The organism is Paenibacillus sp. HW567 (genome assembly GCF_000374185.1).
In the GTDB taxonomy this organism is placed as follows: Bacteria; Bacillota; Bacilli; order Paenibacillales; family Paenibacillaceae; genus Paenibacillus_AQ.
Map to the genome: position 1 here is coordinate 4,540,959 of NZ_KB910518.1, position 17,692 is coordinate 4,558,650.

Annotated in this window: 22 protein-coding genes; 9 read left to right on the plus strand and 13 right to left on the minus strand. The window is 51.1% G+C overall.

The window, feature by feature from the left end; genetic code table 11:
- Positions 1-94 precede the first annotated feature (94 nt).
- The 4 genes from B212_RS0120070 to B212_RS0120085 all read right to left on the minus strand — a co-directional run bounded on the left by B212_RS0120070 (position 95) and on the right by B212_RS0120085 (position 4,910).
- On the minus strand, positions 95-1,051 hold the full coding sequence (locus B212_RS0120070; RefSeq protein ID WP_019912822.1) for an ABC transporter permease: 957 nt from the start codon (positions 1,049-1,051) through the stop codon (positions 95-97).
- The gene (locus B212_RS0120075; RefSeq protein WP_019912823.1) at positions 1,052-2,128 is read right to left on the minus strand and encodes an ABC transporter permease; all 1,077 of its coding nucleotides are present in this window, start codon (positions 2,126-2,128) and stop codon (positions 1,052-1,054) included.
- A complete protein-coding gene (locus B212_RS0120080) occupies positions 2,121-3,659 on the minus strand; it encodes an ABC transporter ATP-binding protein (protein WP_019912824.1) in 1,539 nt (512 codons plus the stop codon). The genes B212_RS0120075 and B212_RS0120080 overlap by 8 nt, the downstream gene beginning before the upstream one ends.
- 171 nt (positions 3,660-3,830) lie before the next feature.
- Entirely contained in the window at positions 3,831-4,910 is a 1,080-nt protein-coding gene (locus B212_RS0120085; RefSeq protein ID WP_019912825.1) for a BMP family lipoprotein, read from the minus strand.
- A 306-nt stretch (positions 4,911-5,216) separates the two neighbouring features.
- On the opposite strand from B212_RS0120085, the gene B212_RS0120090 reads away from it, so the two are divergent.
- Positions 5,217-5,765 carry an acyl-CoA thioesterase gene (locus B212_RS0120090; protein WP_019912826.1) on the plus strand — a complete coding sequence of 183 codons (549 nt, stop codon included), beginning with the start codon at positions 5,217-5,219 and terminating at the stop codon, positions 5,763-5,765.
- An 80-nt stretch (positions 5,766-5,845) separates the two neighbouring features.
- On the opposite strand, the gene rplT is transcribed toward B212_RS0120090, so the two are convergent.
- The 4 genes from rplT to B212_RS0120110 all read right to left on the minus strand — a co-directional run bounded on the left by rplT (position 5,846) and on the right by B212_RS0120110 (position 8,551).
- The gene (rplT, locus tag B212_RS0120095; RefSeq protein WP_019912827.1) at positions 5,846-6,205 is read right to left on the minus strand and encodes a 50S ribosomal protein L20; all 360 of its coding nucleotides are present in this window, start codon (positions 6,203-6,205) and stop codon (positions 5,846-5,848) included.
- Between the two features lie 32 nt (positions 6,206-6,237).
- Positions 6,238-6,438: a 50S ribosomal protein L35 gene (rpmI, locus tag B212_RS0120100; RefSeq protein WP_019912828.1), complete on the minus strand. Its 201-nt coding sequence runs from the start codon at positions 6,436-6,438 to the stop codon at positions 6,238-6,240.
- A gap of 57 nt (positions 6,439-6,495) precedes the next feature.
- On the minus strand, positions 6,496-6,993 hold the full coding sequence (gene infC / locus B212_RS0120105) for a translation initiation factor IF-3 (protein ID WP_019912829.1): 498 nt from the start codon (positions 6,991-6,993) through the stop codon (positions 6,496-6,498).
- Positions 6,994-7,309: 316 nt separating this feature from the next.
- Positions 7,310-8,551: a glycosyltransferase family 2 protein gene (locus B212_RS0120110; RefSeq protein WP_019912830.1), complete on the minus strand. Its 1,242-nt coding sequence runs from the start codon at positions 8,549-8,551 to the stop codon at positions 7,310-7,312.
- A gap of 412 nt (positions 8,552-8,963) precedes the next feature.
- Here B212_RS0120110 and B212_RS0120115 point away from each other — a divergent pair, with 412 nt between their 5' ends.
- Together B212_RS0120115 and B212_RS0120120 are read left to right on the plus strand one after the other, a co-directional pair.
- A complete protein-coding gene (locus B212_RS0120115; RefSeq protein WP_019912831.1) occupies positions 8,964-9,491 on the plus strand; it encodes a phosphatase PAP2 family protein in 528 nt (175 codons plus the stop codon).
- Between the two features lie 63 nt (positions 9,492-9,554).
- Complete coding sequence (locus B212_RS0120120; RefSeq protein ID WP_019912833.1) at positions 9,555-10,679, plus strand: UDP-N-acetylglucosamine--LPS N-acetylglucosamine transferase; 1,125 nt, start codon at positions 9,555-9,557, stop codon at positions 10,677-10,679.
- A gap of 57 nt (positions 10,680-10,736) precedes the next feature.
- Here B212_RS0120120 and trmB read toward each other — a convergent pair whose 3' ends face one another.
- Both trmB and B212_RS0120130 read right to left on the minus strand, forming a co-directional pair.
- Positions 10,737-11,453, minus strand: coding sequence for a tRNA (guanosine(46)-N7)-methyltransferase TrmB (trmB, locus tag B212_RS0120125; protein WP_019912835.1), 717 nt, complete (start codon positions 11,451-11,453; stop codon positions 10,737-10,739).
- Positions 11,454-11,659: 206 nt separating this feature from the next.
- Complete coding sequence (locus tag B212_RS0120130; RefSeq protein WP_019912836.1) at positions 11,660-11,842, minus strand: hypothetical protein; 183 nt, start codon at positions 11,840-11,842, stop codon at positions 11,660-11,662.
- 240 nt (positions 11,843-12,082) lie between these two features.
- On the opposite strand from B212_RS0120130, the gene B212_RS0120140 reads away from it, so the two are divergent.
- The 5 genes from B212_RS0120140 (at position 12,083) to B212_RS0120160 (ending at position 16,188) form a co-directional block, all read left to right on the plus strand.
- Entirely contained in the window at positions 12,083-13,039 is a 957-nt protein-coding gene (locus tag B212_RS0120140; RefSeq protein ID WP_019912838.1) for a TIGR01212 family radical SAM protein, read from the plus strand.
- Positions 13,039-13,644, plus strand: coding sequence for a tRNA (mnm(5)s(2)U34)-methyltransferase (locus tag B212_RS0120145; protein ID WP_019912839.1), 606 nt, complete (start codon positions 13,039-13,041; stop codon positions 13,642-13,644). The genes B212_RS0120140 and B212_RS0120145 overlap by 1 nt, the downstream gene beginning before the upstream one ends.
- The gene (locus tag B212_RS0120150; RefSeq protein ID WP_019912840.1) at positions 13,644-14,036 is read left to right on the plus strand and encodes a VOC family protein; all 393 of its coding nucleotides are present in this window, start codon (positions 13,644-13,646) and stop codon (positions 14,034-14,036) included. The genes B212_RS0120145 and B212_RS0120150 overlap by 1 nt, the downstream gene beginning before the upstream one ends.
- 43 nt (positions 14,037-14,079) lie before the next feature.
- Entirely contained in the window at positions 14,080-15,048 is a 969-nt protein-coding gene (locus tag B212_RS0120155) for a type I phosphomannose isomerase catalytic subunit (protein ID WP_019912841.1), read from the plus strand.
- A 177-nt stretch (positions 15,049-15,225) separates the two neighbouring features.
- Positions 15,226-16,188 (plus strand): alpha/beta fold hydrolase, encoded by a 963-nt coding sequence (locus B212_RS0120160; RefSeq protein ID WP_019912842.1) that lies wholly within the window; start codon positions 15,226-15,228, stop codon positions 16,186-16,188.
- A gap of 94 nt (positions 16,189-16,282) precedes the next feature.
- On the opposite strand, the gene B212_RS35755 is transcribed toward B212_RS0120160, so the two are convergent.
- Positions 16,283-16,405, minus strand: coding sequence for a hypothetical protein (locus B212_RS35755; protein ID WP_269637036.1), 123 nt, complete (start codon positions 16,403-16,405; stop codon positions 16,283-16,285).
- Here B212_RS35755 and B212_RS35460 point away from each other — a divergent pair.
- Positions 16,383-16,439, plus strand: a complete 57-nt coding sequence (locus B212_RS35460; protein ID WP_232231566.1) for a putative holin-like toxin — start codon at positions 16,383-16,385, stop codon at positions 16,437-16,439. The genes B212_RS35755 and B212_RS35460 overlap by 23 nt on opposite strands.
- 142 nt (positions 16,440-16,581) lie before the next feature.
- Here the strand turns inward: B212_RS35460 and B212_RS0120170 are convergent, their stop codons facing one another.
- Both B212_RS0120170 and B212_RS0120175 read right to left on the minus strand, forming a co-directional pair.
- Complete coding sequence (locus B212_RS0120170) at positions 16,582-17,169, minus strand: nucleotidyltransferase family protein (protein ID WP_019912844.1); 588 nt, start codon at positions 17,167-17,169, stop codon at positions 16,582-16,584.
- The gene (locus B212_RS0120175) at positions 17,166-17,681 is read right to left on the minus strand and encodes a GNAT family N-acetyltransferase (protein ID WP_019912845.1); all 516 of its coding nucleotides are present in this window, start codon (positions 17,679-17,681) and stop codon (positions 17,166-17,168) included. The genes B212_RS0120170 and B212_RS0120175 overlap by 4 nt, the downstream gene beginning before the upstream one ends.
- Positions 17,682-17,692 lie beyond the last annotated feature (11 nt).

Genomic DNA, 17,692 nt, shown 5'->3' on the forward strand with positions numbered 1-17,692 from the left:
TACGCTTGCCCTTTTGATTTCACTATATGCTGCAACAAAAAAACGCATTTCCGAAAAGACCGGAAATGCGTTTTTGCAAATTTTAGACTAAGGACTAGCGCTTACTAGGATCGTAAGGTTCACCCAATGCCTTAGGAGCCGAAGAACGGCCAACCGCACTGACCAGAACGATAATAGTCAATACATAAGGAATCATAAAGATGAATTCTTGAGGAATGTTCTTGGACCATTCGAACAATTGAACATAGTTGCGGATTGCTTGGGAAAAACCGAAGAAAACAGCCGCGCCGAAAGCGCCAAGCGGATTCCATTTCCCGAAGATCATCGCCGCAATGGCGATAAAGCCCTGACCGGAAATCGTATTATGTGCAAAAGTACCCGTTGTTGTAAGTGTAATCGTGGCTCCGCCAATACCAGCGAGCATACCGCTCAGCATGACGCCGATATATCTCATTCGTTTTACGTTGACACCCAGAGTATCCGCAGCACTCGGATGTTCGCCGACAGCGCGCAGGCGTAGCCCAAACGGGGTCTTGAAGAGCACGAAATAAATGACAATGACCAGTATAATCGCCAAGTAGGTTGTCGGATAGGAATTAAATATCCCTTCGCCGATTACCGGAATCTTGGAGAGCCCGGGAATCGCTACCTTGCTGAAGCCATCCAGCAACGGTGTTTCACCGGCTCCGTCGAAGATTAATTTTACCACATAAAGAGTGCTGCCTGCTGCCAGGAAGTTAATTACCGTACCACTGATCGTCTGGTCAGCCTTAAACGTAATCGACGCGACGGCATGAATCAGCGAGCCAATTATGCCGACTGCCATCGCACACAGCACGCCAATCCAGGGAGCCCAAGCTCCCATACCGGCATCCTGAGCATAATACCCGCCTACCGCTGCGGCAAAAGCGCCGAACATCATTAAGCCTTCAAGTCCGATATTTACAACACCGGAGCGTTCAGAGAAGATGCCCCCGAGGGCAGCAAATATCAGCGCTGTGGAAAAAACAAGTGTTGTATTGAGCAATTGGCCTAATACTACTAAGTCCATCTATAACACCTTCTCTTTCTTGCGCTTGAGGTAGAACGGTTTAAGCACCCAACGCACTATTCCTTGAGCCGCAATGAAGAAAATAATTGAGCCAATGACAATGCGGATCAGTTCGGGAGGAACATCCGCTCCAAAGCTCATTCCCGCAGAGCCATAAGTCAAAGTACCGTACAGGATAGCGGCCAAGATGACCCCCAGCGGATGCGTTAAGCCCAGCAGGGCAACAGCGATGCCGTCAAAGCCGTAGCCTGGCGATGCCGCAAAGACGGATTGGTAATGGAATACGCCAAGCACCTCTCCAGCTCCCGCAAGCCCGGCAAAAACACCACTAATGAACATCGCCTTCATAACGTTGCGGCCAACGTTCATCCCTGCATACTCAGCAGCATGAGGGTTCAGGCCAACCGCACGCATTTCATAGCCCTGTTTGGTTTTCCACAAATACACATAGAAGAACACGGCTGCGCAAAGCGCCAGGACTGTTCCCCAGTGCAGACGGGCATTATCAAATATTGAGTTCAGGAACGTCATCGAGAGCGAAGCCGGGATGTCCTCCGAACGGTTCTGTCCGGAAAGCAGCAGGAACGTTCGTACAATATAATTGGACAAGAAAAGCGCAATCCAGTTCAGCATAATTGTAGTAATAACTTCATTGATTCCGCGTTTCGCCTTCAGGTAACCGGCAATCCCTGCCCAGAGGCCGCCACAGAGGCCGGCAACGATCACCGCAAGCGGTACAAGCACAAACGTCGGGATGCTGCCGGCAAACTTAATGCCTACCACAGAGGCTGCAGTCATACCGATAAGCACTTGTCCGTCTGCCCCAATGTTGAACATCCCTGAACGGAAGGCAAAAGCCACCGCAAGCCCTGTAAACATCAGCGGCGTCATTTCGCGTATAGCTTCACCGAAGTCATACGGGGTACCGAAAACGCGTTTGAACAGTGCGGAGTATGCGGCAATAGGGTCGTAGCCGCCGATCAGCATAACAATGGCTCCGACCAGGAAGCCCATTACAATTGCGACCAATGGAACAATATAGCTGTCGGTCGCAAAGATTTTTTTGAGTCTACTCATCCGCATGGCCTCCCCGCTTCAAGCTTCCCGCCATCATCAGACCGAGCTCCTGATCATTCGTATCCTGCGGAAATACTTCGCCGACAATCTGCCCTTCATAAATAACGGCAATTCGATCGGACACATTCATAATTTCATCCAGCTCAAAAGAAATCAGCAGCACAGCCTTGCCTTGGTCACGCTGTTCAATCAGTTGCTTCTGTACAAATTCAATCGCTCCCACATCAAGACCGCGCGTGGGCTGAGCCGCAATCAAGAGTGTCGGATTTTTGTCTATTTCCCGCGCAATAATCGCTTTCTGCTGGTTACCGCCCGATAAGGAACGTGCTTTGTTCTCTATAGAAGGAGTGCGCACATCAAACTGTTTAACTAATTCTTCGGCATGCTGATTAATAACTTCTTTGTTAAGGAAGCCTTTCTGGTTATAAGGGCTCTTATAATACGTCTCAAGAACCATGTTTTCACTTACCGTAAAGTCGAGTACCAGACCATGCTTGTGACGGTCCTCTGGAATGTGAGATACGTTCATCTCAGAAATTTTACGAGGAGACAGATTGGCAATTTCTTTGCCGGATACTGTGATGGACCCGGAATCAATTTTGCACAGGCCGGTAATGGCCTGAATCAGTTCGCTTTGTCCATTCCCGTCGACACCGGCGATGCCCAGAATTTCGCCAGCCTTCACTTCAAAGCTGAGTCCATTAAGTATAGCGACACCATCCTTGCTCTTGCTGCTGACATTAGACAGCTTCAAGACACTGGAGCCGATCTGCGGGGCCTGCTTGTCCACCTTGAAGGTTACGCCGCGTCCCACCATTTTTTCAGCCAGCTCATTGGGATTGGTATCTGAGGTCTTCACCGTATCTATGACTTTACCCCGGCGGATAATCGTAACCCGGTCAGAAATCTGCATAATTTCTTTAAGCTTATGTGTTATAAGAATAATGGACTTGCCCTCTGCAACGAGCCGCTTCATAATCGCCATAAGTTCCGTAATTTCCTGCGGCGTAAGCACAGCGGTAGGCTCGTCGAATATAAGAATATCCGCTCCGCGGTATAAGGTCTTCATAATTTCTACCCTTTGCTGCATGCCGACCGAAATGTCATGAATCTTCGCATTCGGATTGACTTGAAGGCCATACTGCTCCGATAGCTTGCGGACCTGCTCCGCGGCGGATTTATAGTCGATTTTAAGACCTTTTTTCGGTTCCATCCCCAGAACGATATTCTCGGTTACCGTAAAAGGCTCTACAAGCTTGAAATGCTGGTGAACCATCCCAATGCCAAGCTCAATTGCTTTATTGGGATTATCAATAATAACCGGTTTCCCGTCGATTTCGATGCTGCCTTCATCGGGCTGGTACAGTCCGAATACGATATTCATCAAGGTCGATTTGCCTGCCCCGTTCTCACCAAGCAGCGCATGAATCTCCCCTTTTTGCAGCGTCAGACTTATGGAGTCGTTCGCGACGATACCGGGAAAGCGTTTTGTGATTTGCTTCAACTCTACGACAGGAGCCGCAGCACTCATGGAATCACCCTCATCACAGAATATATATTGCCTTAGACACGGCTGTACCGCCCCTTAAGGACGGCACTGCTGTGTTCACCTATTACGGATGTTTTAACAGGGAACAAGGCCAGCTCAATAACCGGCCTTGTCCTTGTTTATACTAATTCAGCTAGAAAACGTGAATCGGGATTACTCAGTAGGAACTTTGATTGTTCCGTCAACAATTTTTTTGCTGTATTCGTCAACTTTGGCAAGAATTTCAGCAGAAACGTTGGCTTTGGATGTTTCAGGAAGGCCTACACCGTTGTCTTTCAGACCCAGTACAGTTGTAGTGCCGCCTTTGAATGTTCCGTCAACAACCTGTTGGGAAACTTTCTTCACCGCTTCGTCAACGCGTTTGATCATGGAAGTCAAAGTTACGTCGTCGCCGAATTCCAGGGATTGGTCTTTGTCTACACCAATTACCCATACTTTAGCGCCGCCTGCTTTGTTGCGGGATTTAGCTTCGTTGAATACACCGTTGCCTGTTGCGCCGGCAGCAGGGAAGATGATGTCATTGCCTGCGTCATACAGAGTAGCCGCCAAAGATTTACCAGTATCTGGCTTGTCATAAGCGCCTGCATAAGTAATAGTAACTTTTGCATTAGGGTTCACAGCTTCTACGCCGGCTTTGAAGCCAACTTCAAAACGTTTGATAACCGGGCTTTCCATACCGCCGATGAAACCTACTTTGTTGGTTTTAGTTGTCAGACCGGCAACCACACCAACCAGGAAGGAGCCTTCATTTTCGGAGAAAGTAACCGATTCAACGTTAGGAGCTTCTACTACGCTGTCGATGATCGCCAGATTAGCGTTAGGGTTCTCACTAGCAACCTTTTTAACAGCGTCGCCAAGGTCAAAACCGATACCCCAAGTCAGGTTGTAGCCGCCTTTAACAAATTGGTTAAGGTTTGGCTCATAGTCAGCATTGGATTTACTTTGAAGATATTTAATTTCAACGCCGGATTCTTTTTCAAGAGCCTGCAGAGCTTCCCAAGCGGATTGGTTAAACGATTTGTCGTTTACGCCGCCTACGTCGGTTACGAGACCGACTTTAACATCTGTTTTAGGAGCTTCAGTAGGTGCTTCTGTTGCTTCGGCCGGTGCGTTAGTTGCTGCTCCAGCGTTAGTGCTTGCTGCATTGTTTGTTTTGTTGTTGTTTCCGCAGCCTGCCAGAATGACAGTGAATGCGAGCAACATAACAAGAGAAAGCTGATAAACCTTTTTCATTGATCGAGTTCCCCCTTAAGAAATTGGATGTCTTCTGTGTTCTGCTTGGACATACCATTAGCTCAAATTATACCTGCTAAAAAACCTAAAATCCAGTCTATTAATGACCCCAGGTCAATAATTATTTGCATTTTTTCACAAGAAATCGCTTACTATGACACGTCATGTTAATAAAATGCTCAAATCATGTTAGAAATCCTCGAATTTCCATATACGGCTCTGGGACATTATAAATAGTATTGCACGGAGATTGGTTTTCTATTATCATGAATGCTTACATATTGTATGAAAAGGGAGTACTGACTAATGGATGACAAGAATCACAACAACCCTCAAGCTGCGCCTGCCTCCAAATACTGCCGTGAATCCCGTGTTTTCAAAACAGGACGTGTGTTCCCTAATGATGTAAACAACCACAAAACACTGTTCGGCGGCAAGCTCATGAGCACTATTGATGAGGTCGCCTCCATCTCTGCCATGCGCCACTGCCGCACCAACGTGGTGACCGCCTCTGCGGACTCTGTGGACTTTCTGCTGCCGATCAGACCCTCAGATTCCGTCTGCTTCGAATCCTTCGTCTCCTGGACAGGCCGGACCAGTATAGAGGTATTTGTTAAAATCATCTCCGAGAACCTATATACAGGCGAGCGCGCCGTTGCCGCGACTTCCTTCCTTACCTTCGTTGCCGTTCATGAAGACGGCACTCCGGCCGCTGTTCCGGCGATTGTCGCCGAGACTGATGAAGAGAAGCTTATCAGCGAATCTGCGGATCAGCGCTCTGAGCTGCGCAAGATCAGAAGGACAAGCAGCAAAACGCTCGCTTCCCAGCTTAGCACCACGAAATATTGGGAATAACAAGGCAGTGATTTACGCCACAAAAAAGCACCGTCACACGGGATACCCCGCAGGCGGTGCTTTTCGGTTACATCTAAGCTTTACGCGTTGATCTTCTCTTTGGCTACTACAGCCAGGGAGTTGAATGCGTTAATGTCGTTTACTGCCAGGTCAGCCAGCATTTTGCGGTTCACTTCTACGCCAGCCAGCTTCAGACCGAATACAAGCTTGCTATAGGAAAGACCGTTCAAACGGGCTGCAGCATTGATACGAACGATCCATAGTCTGCGGAAGTTACGTTTAGTCTGACGACGGTCACGGTATGCGTATACCATCGACTTCATTACTTGCTCGTTAGCTGTTTTGAAAATGCGGTGCTTGGAACCGAAATAACCCTTTGCCAGCTTCAATACTTTTTTATGTCTACGACGAACTACAAATCCGCCTTTAACTCTTGCCATATTAATAAACCTCCCAAAAATGTGTGATAAAACTATTTCAAGTTAGCTAGTCCTTGTTTCAAACGTCTTACATCCCCAGGGGCCATTACTGGATTGCCGTTCAATACGCGTTTTGCGCGTTTCGATTTGTGGGACAGCAAGTGGTTCTTATGAGCTTTGTAACGCAGTACTTTGCCGGATCCGGTAATCTTGAAACGGCCTTTCAGACTGCTGTGGGTTTTCATTTTAGGCATGGTGTTTCCTCCTTGAATATTATGCGGCGCCAAATTGCTGTGCAAGTGGCTCCAAATTTATTGGGCTTTGGGAGCCAAGATCATAATCATGCTGCGGCCTTCCAGCTTAGGCTGGCGCTCAACAACAGAAATCTCTTCCACTTCACTCTTAACACGTTCCAGGATTTTTTGGCCGATGCTGGCGTGTGTAATCTCACGTCCGCGGAAACGCACGGAGCACTTCACTTTATCGCCTTCACCCAGGAACTTGATTACATTGCGGAACTTGGTCTGATAATCATGCTCCTCAATGTTGGCCCGAAACCAGACTTCCTTGATGTCTACGATCTTCTGGTTCTTGCGCGCTTCCTTCTCTTTCTTCTGTGTTTCATAACGGAACTTGCCGTAATCCATGATGCGGCATACTGGCGGCTTCGCCTGCGGTGCTACGTTGACTAAATCCAGATTAAGGTCAATCGCCATCTGCAACGCTTCGCGAATCGGCTTAATGCCAATTTGCTCGCCTTCCGCTCCAACCAACCGAACCTCTTTGGCCCGAATTTCATCATTGATCATATGTTCCTTACTGATAACTCTCCACCTCCGGATCTACTTGGGCAATAATTACTTGCGGTTCTCCATTAAAAAAGGGGTGCCGGTAACTCCCGACACCCCGTTTGATCAACGTTCATGAATTATAACATCCATAAAGCATTGAGATCAAAACCAGCCGGCGTATTTGCCAGTCAGGTGAGAAGCCGGTGCTTCTGCTTGCAATCCCTATGTTTTGCACACTTGAATACTATACACCACTTGGGTAAGGAGTGTCAATAGTACCACAAATATTTTCTCAAAAGGCTTCTGGAGCCAGTTCTATATCACTGCCCCGGTTCTACGATACCTGTTTGCTCTGCACTTCCTCAAGCCTTACGACACGCGTATGCTTGGTATGGCTCCATTGCTTGTTGTTCTGCGTGAAGAACGCATAGAACGTGATGGGGTACCAAGAAATCAGGTAGATTGGAAAGACCAGCAAATACAGGTATACCTTCTTGAATTTGACCTTCTCCAGCGCCATTGCGAGCAGGAATGTCAGAATGTTGGCCCCAACTGCGAAATAGCCAAGCCAAAGCGGCAGTTGCCCGTAGATGTTGGCAATATGCGGACCGCCCATCAGCGAGTTGTCGATCCACATCACGGCAGTCATCAGGAACGTCAGCAGCACGATGTAAACATTGGCCCCGTAAAGCGCCAGGTCAAACTTCGTCAGGCTGCGTTCTTTAATACTTTGCCACAGCAAAGGAAAAAAATAACGGCGGGCAACTGTAAAGTGCCCCTGCATCCAGCGCAGCCGCTGTCTTGAGGAAGCCTTGAACGTCAGCGGCTTCTCATCAAAAACCTTGGCGTCATAGTTGAATCTTGGGTAGACGCCCTTCGATGCGCTGCGCATCGTAAATTCCAAATCCTCAACGAGGCTTGTTGCTCCCCAGCCCATTTCCTTCAGCAGGTTGGTCTCGAAGCACATGCCGGTTCCGCCAAGGAAGTTAGCCATATTCAGATTATGGCGCGACAACTGCCATAACCGGTTGATGTACCAGTAAGATACGCCGTAAGCGGCGGTAATCCAGGAATCCTCGGGATTCTTAGTGTCAATGTAGCCTTGAATAACCCGTGCTCCTGTGCAGAGATCATTGTTCATCTCCGTCAGGAATTCGGTATGCGCCAGGTTGTCCGCATCGAACATTACCACAGCGTCATATTGCCGCGGCATTGCCCACAGCTCCTTGAGCATCCATTCGATTGCGTAGCCCTTGCCGCGCAGATTGGTGTTGGTTCGTACGCAGGCATTCATGCCATGCTCTCTTACAATTTTTGCCGTACCGTCCGTACAGTTGTCGCAAATAACGAATACATCGTACAGTTCCTTCGGATAATTAAGCTGCTTCAAATTCTCCATCAGCGCGCCGACGACTTCTTCCTCGTTGTGTGCGGCAACCAGTACAGCAAATGATTTTTGCGGAGCGAACTTTGCCTTGTTCTTTTGCTTGTGCAGTCCGAACAATGAAAAAGTAAACTGATAGACTGCGATTGCCGCCAAGATCACTTGGAGCGTAACAAACACTGCGTCTGTCATGACCTTTTGATGCCCCCTTTTCACTCTTGGTGTTCTTTTTTTCTCTCTTTTACTTGATAAACGTTCTTTCTGACCCTTTTGTTGCATCCCTTACAGTAAGACCAAGAGCATTCCCTTTTATTGGCGAGGCAGGCTTGCTGTTTGTTTATCACGTTAAAAAGAGGGTGTACGGATTTCCGCTTGAGGGACTCCATTTTTCTCTGTTACCTTTTAAACGTGTTCTGCCTGCTTGAATCATTGTAAGGCGTAAGGAGGTCCCAAGTCAAAACTGGCAATTTCCGAGCTTAACCGAGCTTTTCCTTGAAATGGACTGCCTGAAAAAAGTATGATAAAGACAGCTTTAAGGCATACACAGAATTGCTGCAGCCTGCGCGCCTGTTATCTTCAGCCGTACTATCGGAGGGAACAAGATATGAGACATTTATTTATGAGATTACATCTCTTGGAGCGGCGCCTGTTCAAGTGGATTAACGGAAGCCTGCACAACCCGTTTCTGAACTTCTGGCTCTTCTATCTTACCCATCTGGGGGGAGCTACAAGCGCCATCGGCATAAATATGCTGGTCTGGGCGCTGTCTCCGCAGCCGTGGAGAACGACGGGGCTTCAGGCCCTTGTGTCCTTGACGATCAGCCATATTCCCGTTGCCATCGCCAAGAAGCTCTACCCGCGCATGCGGCCGTATCTGGCACTTCCGGGAACAAATACATTTCGCAATCCGCTTAAGGATCATTCTTTTCCTTCAGGCCATACTACAGCTATCTTTGCCTCTACGGTTCCCTATATGGCAGCCTTCCCTGCCCTGACCGTTATCCTGCTGCCGCTCGCCTGCATCGTCGGATTCTCCCGGATCTATCTTGGACTGCACTATCCGTCCGATGTTGTTGCAGGGGCTGTAATTGGCACCGGCGCCGCTGCAGGCACAATTGCTTTGTGGTTCTGATGCCTGCCGCTGCACATGCAATTAAGACCAGCGAAATCATTGCGAAAACAGGTGGAATATACATTGCTCAAAAAAAGAATACTCTTGCTGTCGGAAGGTTTTGGCGCTGGGCATACGCAGGCAGCTTATGCGCTGTCGAGCAGCCTGCGCAAATTGTCGCCCCATATACAAACGAAGGTGCTGGAGCTTGGAAGCTTCCTGAATCCCAAGATGGCGCCGCTTATTGTATCGGCTTACCGCAAGACGGTAACCTCCCAGCCCCGGCTCATGGGTTACGTGTACCGTCACCAGAAATCATTTAATCGTCTTACCACACTTGCCCTGCACCGCATATTTTATACACATACACAAAATATTGTGAAGCAGCTAAAGCCGGACATTATTGTCTGCACCCATTTCATTCCCAGCGCCGTAGTCTCCCGTCTCAAACGGCTGGACCCGGCGTTCAAGGTGCCGCTCATTACAGTCATAACGGACTATGATGCCCACGCCACCTGGATCAGCCCGGAGGTAGACCGTTATCTGGTCTCTGCTCCGGAGGTCAAGGCCAAGCTGCGCCGCCGGAGTGTTGCCGCAGCCAGAATTCAGGTCACCGGCATGCCTGTGCATCCAAGCTTCTGGGAGCACCCCGGCAAGGAGGGCATTCTGCAGCATTTCAGCCTGCAGGACATGCCGACCGTCATGGTCATGGGCGGCGGCTGGGGCATGATGAACGATGAGGTCGTCAACGAAGCTCTTGCCGGCTGGCGGGAGAAGGTTCAGATTGTATTTTGCCTTGGCACAAATGAGAAGCTGCTGCGGCAGATGCAGGAGGACCCGCGCTACAGCCACCCCAACATTTCCCTGATCGGTTTCACGCGTGAAATCGACAAGCTGATGGAAATCTCCGATCTCCTCGTCACGAAGCCGGGCGGGATGACCTGCAGCGAAGGGCTGGCCAAAGGAATCCCCATGCTCTTTCACCATCCTCTGCCCGGACAGGAAGAAGAGAACTGCAGGTACTTTACGGCAGCCGGACTCGGTGAACCCATCGCGTCACTGGATGTGATCGACAAATGGATGGAACGGCTGCTGTACAGCTATGACGATGTACAGGCCAGGAGAAAAAGCCATCTCAAGGAAATTGCCCGGTTCCATCCGCTGCAAAGCGCCCAGAGCATTATTGATATGCTTGAACAAAGCTGGTAAGAACATCAAAAGGCATCCAGGTTGTCCGCCCTTGGAATGCCTTTTGATGTATTTGGCCTACAGGCGGTATTTATCCAGGCGTGAGGCCTGATACCGCTCCAGTGCCTGTGCACCAACAATGGCCTCGCAGCGGTGAATGTTGACGCCGCGGCCAAAAAATTTGGTCTCGTATTCTGTCATGACATGCTCTTCATTCATGATCCCGTCCAGGTGCAAATCCAGGGAGATGTTCTTCATTTGCAGGCCGTAGTCGGCAAAAGCATTCAGCGAGAATTCAAACAGACTGCGGGAATCCGTCTTCAGATGAATTTCGCCAAGCGGGCTGAGCAGCCCGCGGTATTTGTCGAGAAACCGCGGGTGAGTCAGTCTTCTTCGCGCATGCTTGGCCTTGGGCCACGGATCGCTGAAATTCAGATAGATCCGCTCCAGCTCGCCAGGTGCAAAAACTTCCTCAGCGTAGTCAATATTGGCCAGCGCAACCTTCAGATTGGGCGGCGTATCCTGCCCCGCCGGCTCCCAGACCGCTCTCGCCTTCTCCGCTGCACGGCGGATCAGCTCATCATACATATCAACGCCGATAAAATTGATATCGGGATATTTAAAGCTCATTTGGCTGATAAACTGTCCCTTGCCCATTCCAAATTCAACATGAATCGGATGATTGTTGCCAAAAAGCTCAGACCACCGCCCCTTGAGGCTGCGAGGGTCAAGAATGACCAGGTCGGTCTGCTCCTCCAGACTTTCACGTATTCCTTTTCTTCCGCGTAAACGCATAGGTACTCCTCCGCTTTTCTCTGATACAAACTGTCACTTGCAATATTGTGCCGAACTTGTCCGCAAAAGTAAAGGATTTTCAATACGAATTCAACCTCTATATTCATGGAAAAAGGAATTCTCCGTCTGGCTGAAGAACAGCCGGCGAAAAATTCCTTCTTTGTTGTATTTGGAATTGGGGTCCACTTGTCAGGGCTGTTCGTAACTTACCGTGCAGGAGTGTCAAAATCAAATTTCTTCTCGAATGCGTTTCTGATCTTGCGCTGCGCTTCTGTCTTGATCTTAGGGTTGCCGTTAAATTCCACGCCTGTCAGCGCCAGTGCTTCGTCGGGAGTCAACTGGACATCAATGGAGCCTTTTCCTTCGGCATAAGCCGTTTGAGAATTCATCATGATCACCTCTTGGGTTAAATTATTGACCTTGCGACATGAGATTATGAATTCAAGAAATAGAGATTATAGTTGCTGCTGCGGCTTTTTTACATTTCAAATATAACATAATGTGTAAGCATTAGCAAGGTGAAACCGTTCTATTTCAGGCCTATTTTCAGGTGGGAAATCCGGGTGGAAATGTTACGTTCGCCGCCGATCTTTGATACAATGGAAAGGTTGAATAGAAAGGAGCAGTCCATGTCTAACCTTCTACAGAACTCCTCCCCGCTGCTGTGGGGGGATAAGCGTTTTCATACCTGGAACTACGAAATGCGTGAGCAGATGGACACCAAGGTGTTCAAGGTAATGCTGGATGCGGGTTTTACCTGCCCGAACCGGGACGGGTCCATCGCTAAAGGAGGCTGCACCTTCTGCAGCGCGAGAGGCTCCGGTGATTTCGCGGGCAGCCGCCGCGACGATCTGGTCACTCAGTTTGGCAACGTGCGCGACAGACAGCATTTGAAATGGCCGAACGCGAAGTACATCGGTTACTTCCAGGCCTACACCAATACGTACGCTCCGGTCCAGGAGCTGAGAGAATATTATGAGGTAATTCTGGAGCAGCCGGGTGTCGTCGGCCTGTCCATCGCTACCCGCCCCGACTGCCTGCCGGATGATGTGGTCGAATATCTCGCAGAGCTGAACCAGCGTACGTATCTCTGGGTGGAGATGGGCCTGCAGACCGTACACGAATCCACTTCGGAGCTGATCAACCGGGCTCATGATACGGCGTGTTATATCGACGCTGTCCAGAAGCTGCGGCGCCACGGCATCCGGGTCTGCACCCACATTATTCACGGGCTTCCGCAGGAAACCCATGAAATGATGCTGGAGACAGTGTCCGCCGTTGCCAATATGGATGTGCAGGGCATTAAGATCCACCTGCTGCACCTGATGCGCAAAACGCCGATGGTCAAGCAGTACGATGCCGGACTGCTGCGTTTTTTGGAGCAGGACGAGTATGTGAAGCTGATTGCCGATTCGCTGGAAATTTTGCCGCCGGAGATGATTGTGCACCGGCTGACCGGCGATGCGCCGCGCGACCTGCTGGTCGGGCCGATGTGGAGCCTCAAGAAATGGGAAGTGCTGAACGCTATTGACGATGAGCTGGTTAACCGGGACACCTGGCAGGGTAAATACTGGAGGAAGCGCTAATGGGCTTCATGTCGGTCCTTAGCTTTGCCCATAAATTGACCGCCGAGCGCCTGCAGCAAGGCGGCCGCGCCATTGACGCCACCGTGGGCACCGGTGCGGACACCCTGTTCCTCGCCAAGGCGGCCGGGCCGCGCGGCGGGGTGTACGGCTTTGACATTCAGCCTGCGGCGCTGAGTCTTGCCGAAGAGCGCCTGCGGCTGGCCCGGGAGGAGGCGCCTGCGGCGCTGTCTCCCGTGACGCTGCTGCTGCACAGCCATGCAGCAATGGCGGAAACCGTTCCGCAGGACTGGTGCGGAACGGTCTCGGCGGTGATGTTCAATCTCGGCTATCTGCCCGCGGGCGATGCCGACAAGACCATCATCACCGAGCCGGAGGGCACGCTGGCCGCGCTGGAGGCGGCGCTTGCGCTGCTGCGCCCCGGCGGGATCATCACGGCGGTGCTCTATCCCGGCCATGACGGCGGAGACCGCGAAGCCGCCGCCGTCATGGCCTGGGCCGCGGAGCTGCCGTCCGGGAAGGCCCAGAGCATTGTGTACCGCCAGCTTCAGCGGAGCACAGCTCCCTATGTAATCGCGGTGGAGAAGAAAAAAGGAGCTGACCTTTAATGACAGTAAGCAAAGTGGAGCACATTGGCATTAAGGTGGACAAGCTGGAGCGTTCACTGAGCTTTTACCAGGAGGTCATCGGTCTCACGCTGCAGGATATTGTGGGCCAGCCCGGAGACGGACTGCGGCTTGCTTTTCTCAGCTTCCCCGGTCAGACCAGTGTTGAAATTGAGCTGATTGAAAAGGTGTTCGAGGGGCTGCCCCAGGAGGGAAGAGTCAGTCATGTGGCCTTCACGGTAAAAGACATCGAGGACGAGCACAGACGGATTGCCGGGCTGGCCCTCCCCGGCCTGACTGCAATCTCCACGCTGGGGAACGGCAGCCGCTTTTTCTTTTTTGACGGGCCGGACGGAGAAAAGCTGGAATTCTTCGAATCGACACGCAGCAAGTAAACTGAACGACAAATTATTTATATTTGGGAAGGAAGATGCAATGATGACTAAGCCATATCCTCTAAAATTTCAACCGGAGTTCAAAGAGCGTGTCTGGGGAGGCCGGGCGTTGGAGAAATTCGGTCTGGAGCTGCCTGAAGGCCATATCGGGGAAGGCTGGATGATTGCCGATCATCCGAACGGCACGTCTTCGGTGCTGAACGGCGAGCTGGCCGGACAAGGACTGGATCAGATCCGCGAGCAATTCGGGCATGAATGGTTCGGCACCAAGGGCAGTCCCAAGGACGGCGGAAGATTCCCGCTGCTGATCAAGCTGCTCGATTGCAATGACAATCTGTCCGTTCAGGTGCACCCTACAGATGACTACGAAGGATTGCCAAAGGGCGAACTGGGCAAAACAGAGATGTGGTATGTGCTGGACGCCAAACCGGGCGCCAAAATCATCTACGGTCTGAAAGACGGTGTGACCCGCGAAAGCCTGCGCGAAGCGCTGGACAGCGGAAAGGTCATGGACAGCATGCAGGAAATTACGGTCTCCGCAGGCGACGCCTTCTATATCCCTGCCGGAACTGTGCACGCACTCTGCGCCGGAGTGGTTGTAGCGGAAATTCAGCAGAACTCCGACACTACATACCGCATTTACGACTACGACCGCCCGGGTCTGGACGGCAAGCCGCGTGAGCTTCATATCGAAGATTCATTGAACGTAACCGCCTATGAAGGCGCTGGTGCCACTTCCATGAAAACCGATGGCGCGGTGGCCGGGGAATGGCTGCAAATTGCCGCCTCGCCTTATTTTATTGTCGAAAAAGGCGTTGTGAACGGAGAATGGAGCTTGTCCACCACTCCGGACAGCTTCACGATTCTCGTGGTCTGCGAAGGCAGCGGGCATCTGACCTGGGCAGGCGGCTCCCAGCCTTATTCCGCCGGAGAATGCTACCTGCTCCCGTCCACCCTGGGAGCCTACGGAATCGAAGGGCATTCCACAGTACTACGCTCGTATTTGCCATAAGCCAGGCCGGGGCAGGCATAGAATTAATGAGTAGTGACGCGTATGCTTTCGAAGCAAGTTTTGTGCGCAGTATCTCCAAGAAGTATTCCTTACAAAACTAAGCAGATGCTTTCGAAGTAAGTTTTGTACGCAGTATCTCCAAGAAGTATTCCTTACAAAACTTTTAGGAGGAACGGTATGAGGGAAAACAGCTTCAAGATGACCGATCCCCTCGGGGTCCCGATTCATGTCTATGAATGGCTGCCGGAGCCGGAGGCTACGGTACGGGGAATTGTCCAGATTGCCCATGGCATGTGTGAGACGGCTGCCCGATATGCCCGTTTTGCGGCGGCGCTTACCGGCGCGGGTTATGCCGTGTATGCCAATGACCACCGGGGCCACGGCCAAACGGCAGGCAGGGTAGATTTGCTGGGGGACACCGGCGAGGACGGCTTCTACTGGATGAGGCGCAATCTGCTCCAGCTCGGCGGTATTGCCCGTTCCCGGCATGAGGGTCTGCCGATTTTTCTTCTTGCCCACAGCATGGGATCTTTTCTGGCTCAGAAGCTGATGTGCGAGGAGGGCCATGAAGAGTACGCCGGCTTTATCCTCAGCGGCACGAATGGACCGCGCAGCTTGCTGAGACTGGCAGAAACGCTGGCAGGGATGCAATACAAGCTGCAGGGCGTACGCCATCGCAGTGTCCTGCTGAACGGTATTGTATTCGGCCCTAATAACCGTTCCTTCTCTCCAATAAGAACAGCCTTTGACTGGCTGAGCAGCGACCCGGAGGAGGTGGACCGCTTCATTGCCGATCCTTTTTGCGGAGCGATCTGCACCACCCGCTTCTTCCGTGATTTCTTCCGGCTGCTGCGGGATATCCATTCCGCCGAAACGCTGCTTACAGTATGCACGGCTAAGCCTGTATATTTGTTCGCGGGAGCAAAGGACCCCGTTGGAATGAACGGCCAAGGCGTTCTGCGCCTGGCCCGGATCTACCGGGAGCGGGGAATCGCGGATATGGAATACAGGCTGTACCCCGAGGGTAGACATGAAATGCTTAACGAGGTGAACCGCGCTCAGGTTACAGCCGATGTGCTGGATTGGCTTGTCCGCCATCTTCCCGCCGAATCACTGCTGCTGCAGCCCACCGTTCATTAGATCAAACGCAAAGACAGGCACTCCGGAATATGACGGATGCCTGTCTTTGTTTTTTTCCGCTACAAATCTACTAATGCTCCATTTTTTAACAGAATTAATATGTTATGATTTTCTTGTACAGCACTGCTCTTGAGCTGCCGGTCTCTCCCTTGGAGGAGGTGACGGTCATGGAGGTAAAAGATGCTCTTTCACTGATGTTCGTATTTGGAATGTTCATACTCGCACTGCTGGGCTATATTAAAAAGAAATAGACCGCCCCGGCAAGGTAACGGTCTACTCCAACTACACTGGATGGGACGACCCGCTGCTCTTCAGCAGTGGTTGTACGCAGGAGCGGTGCTACAGACACAGCTCCTTTTTTATTTTATTGAGTCATAATCCATTTTATTACATTCACGACCAAGGAACAACCGTCAGCTCCGGCCATTTGCTCAGCCATTTCTGCGTCTTGGCTATGTAAATCTCCTCACTGATCAGCGCCTTATTAGGCCTCAAGGTCAGGTCAAATAAATCCTGCAGGCCAAAGGGAGTATAAATTTGCCATTCGCCGTCAGCAGTGAGTCTGGCCCCAAGCGAAGTCACTGTAGTCGGCCAACTGTCAATTGCCGCCTCAAGCGATACATAAGGCTGAAGCTCTATGCCGAACTTATCCCCGTACCACAGGTGCACCCGGGCCTGGTTTTTCAGGTCCACCGGAATCGTCAGCCCGCTAAAAAGCTCCCGGCCCTTAGCAATCATCGCATCCTCTGCAGCATAGCTCAAATCATCTGCGTCATAATAGACGACGTCTATGTCACTGATCCCATAATCCTGCGCACGGCCCGTAAGCTGGTTCCATACTGTCTGCACCAGAAACCCCGCCCCAACATAATACGGGCAGTTTCCTAAGCTCTGCGCCCGCCTGATTACATCCATCAGCAGCGGGCTGCCGTGGAAGATCCCGATTAGCCGATCCCGCAGGGCTTCGTCACTGCGGGTCACAGACCAGTCTCCATGAAGGCTTCGTCTAAAGCATATTGCAGCACCTTCTGCGTGCCCTTGTGTCCGCTGCGGCGAAGCCCCTTATCGCGGAACCCGGCCCGGGAATAGAGGTTTCCGGCAGCGGCATTTCTTTCATTAACTGCAAGAACGATCTCCTGCATCGCAGGAAAATGAGTCCGCAGGAAGTCCGGCAGCAGTGCTATCGCGGCCTTGGCAATCCCTTGACCCTGGCTGGCGTAGTTGATCAGGAACGCACGCAGCAGGATTGCCCCGGAATAATTACTATAGAAGTCAGCAATCTCCTCGCCGCGGTGCAGAATAAAAAAACCTACCGCCCGTTCTCCCTGTACAATGACAACCGCAGCCTTGCCGGGATTGGTTAATGCTTCAGCCAGAGTCTCCCCCGGCAGTCCGGTAAATTGCTCCTGCTCCGGGGGAAGCTCAAAGGCAAGCAGGTCTTCTTTGTACTTCTCCTCATACAAATACAATGAGATCCGCACATCCGTATTCATGCTGTATCTCT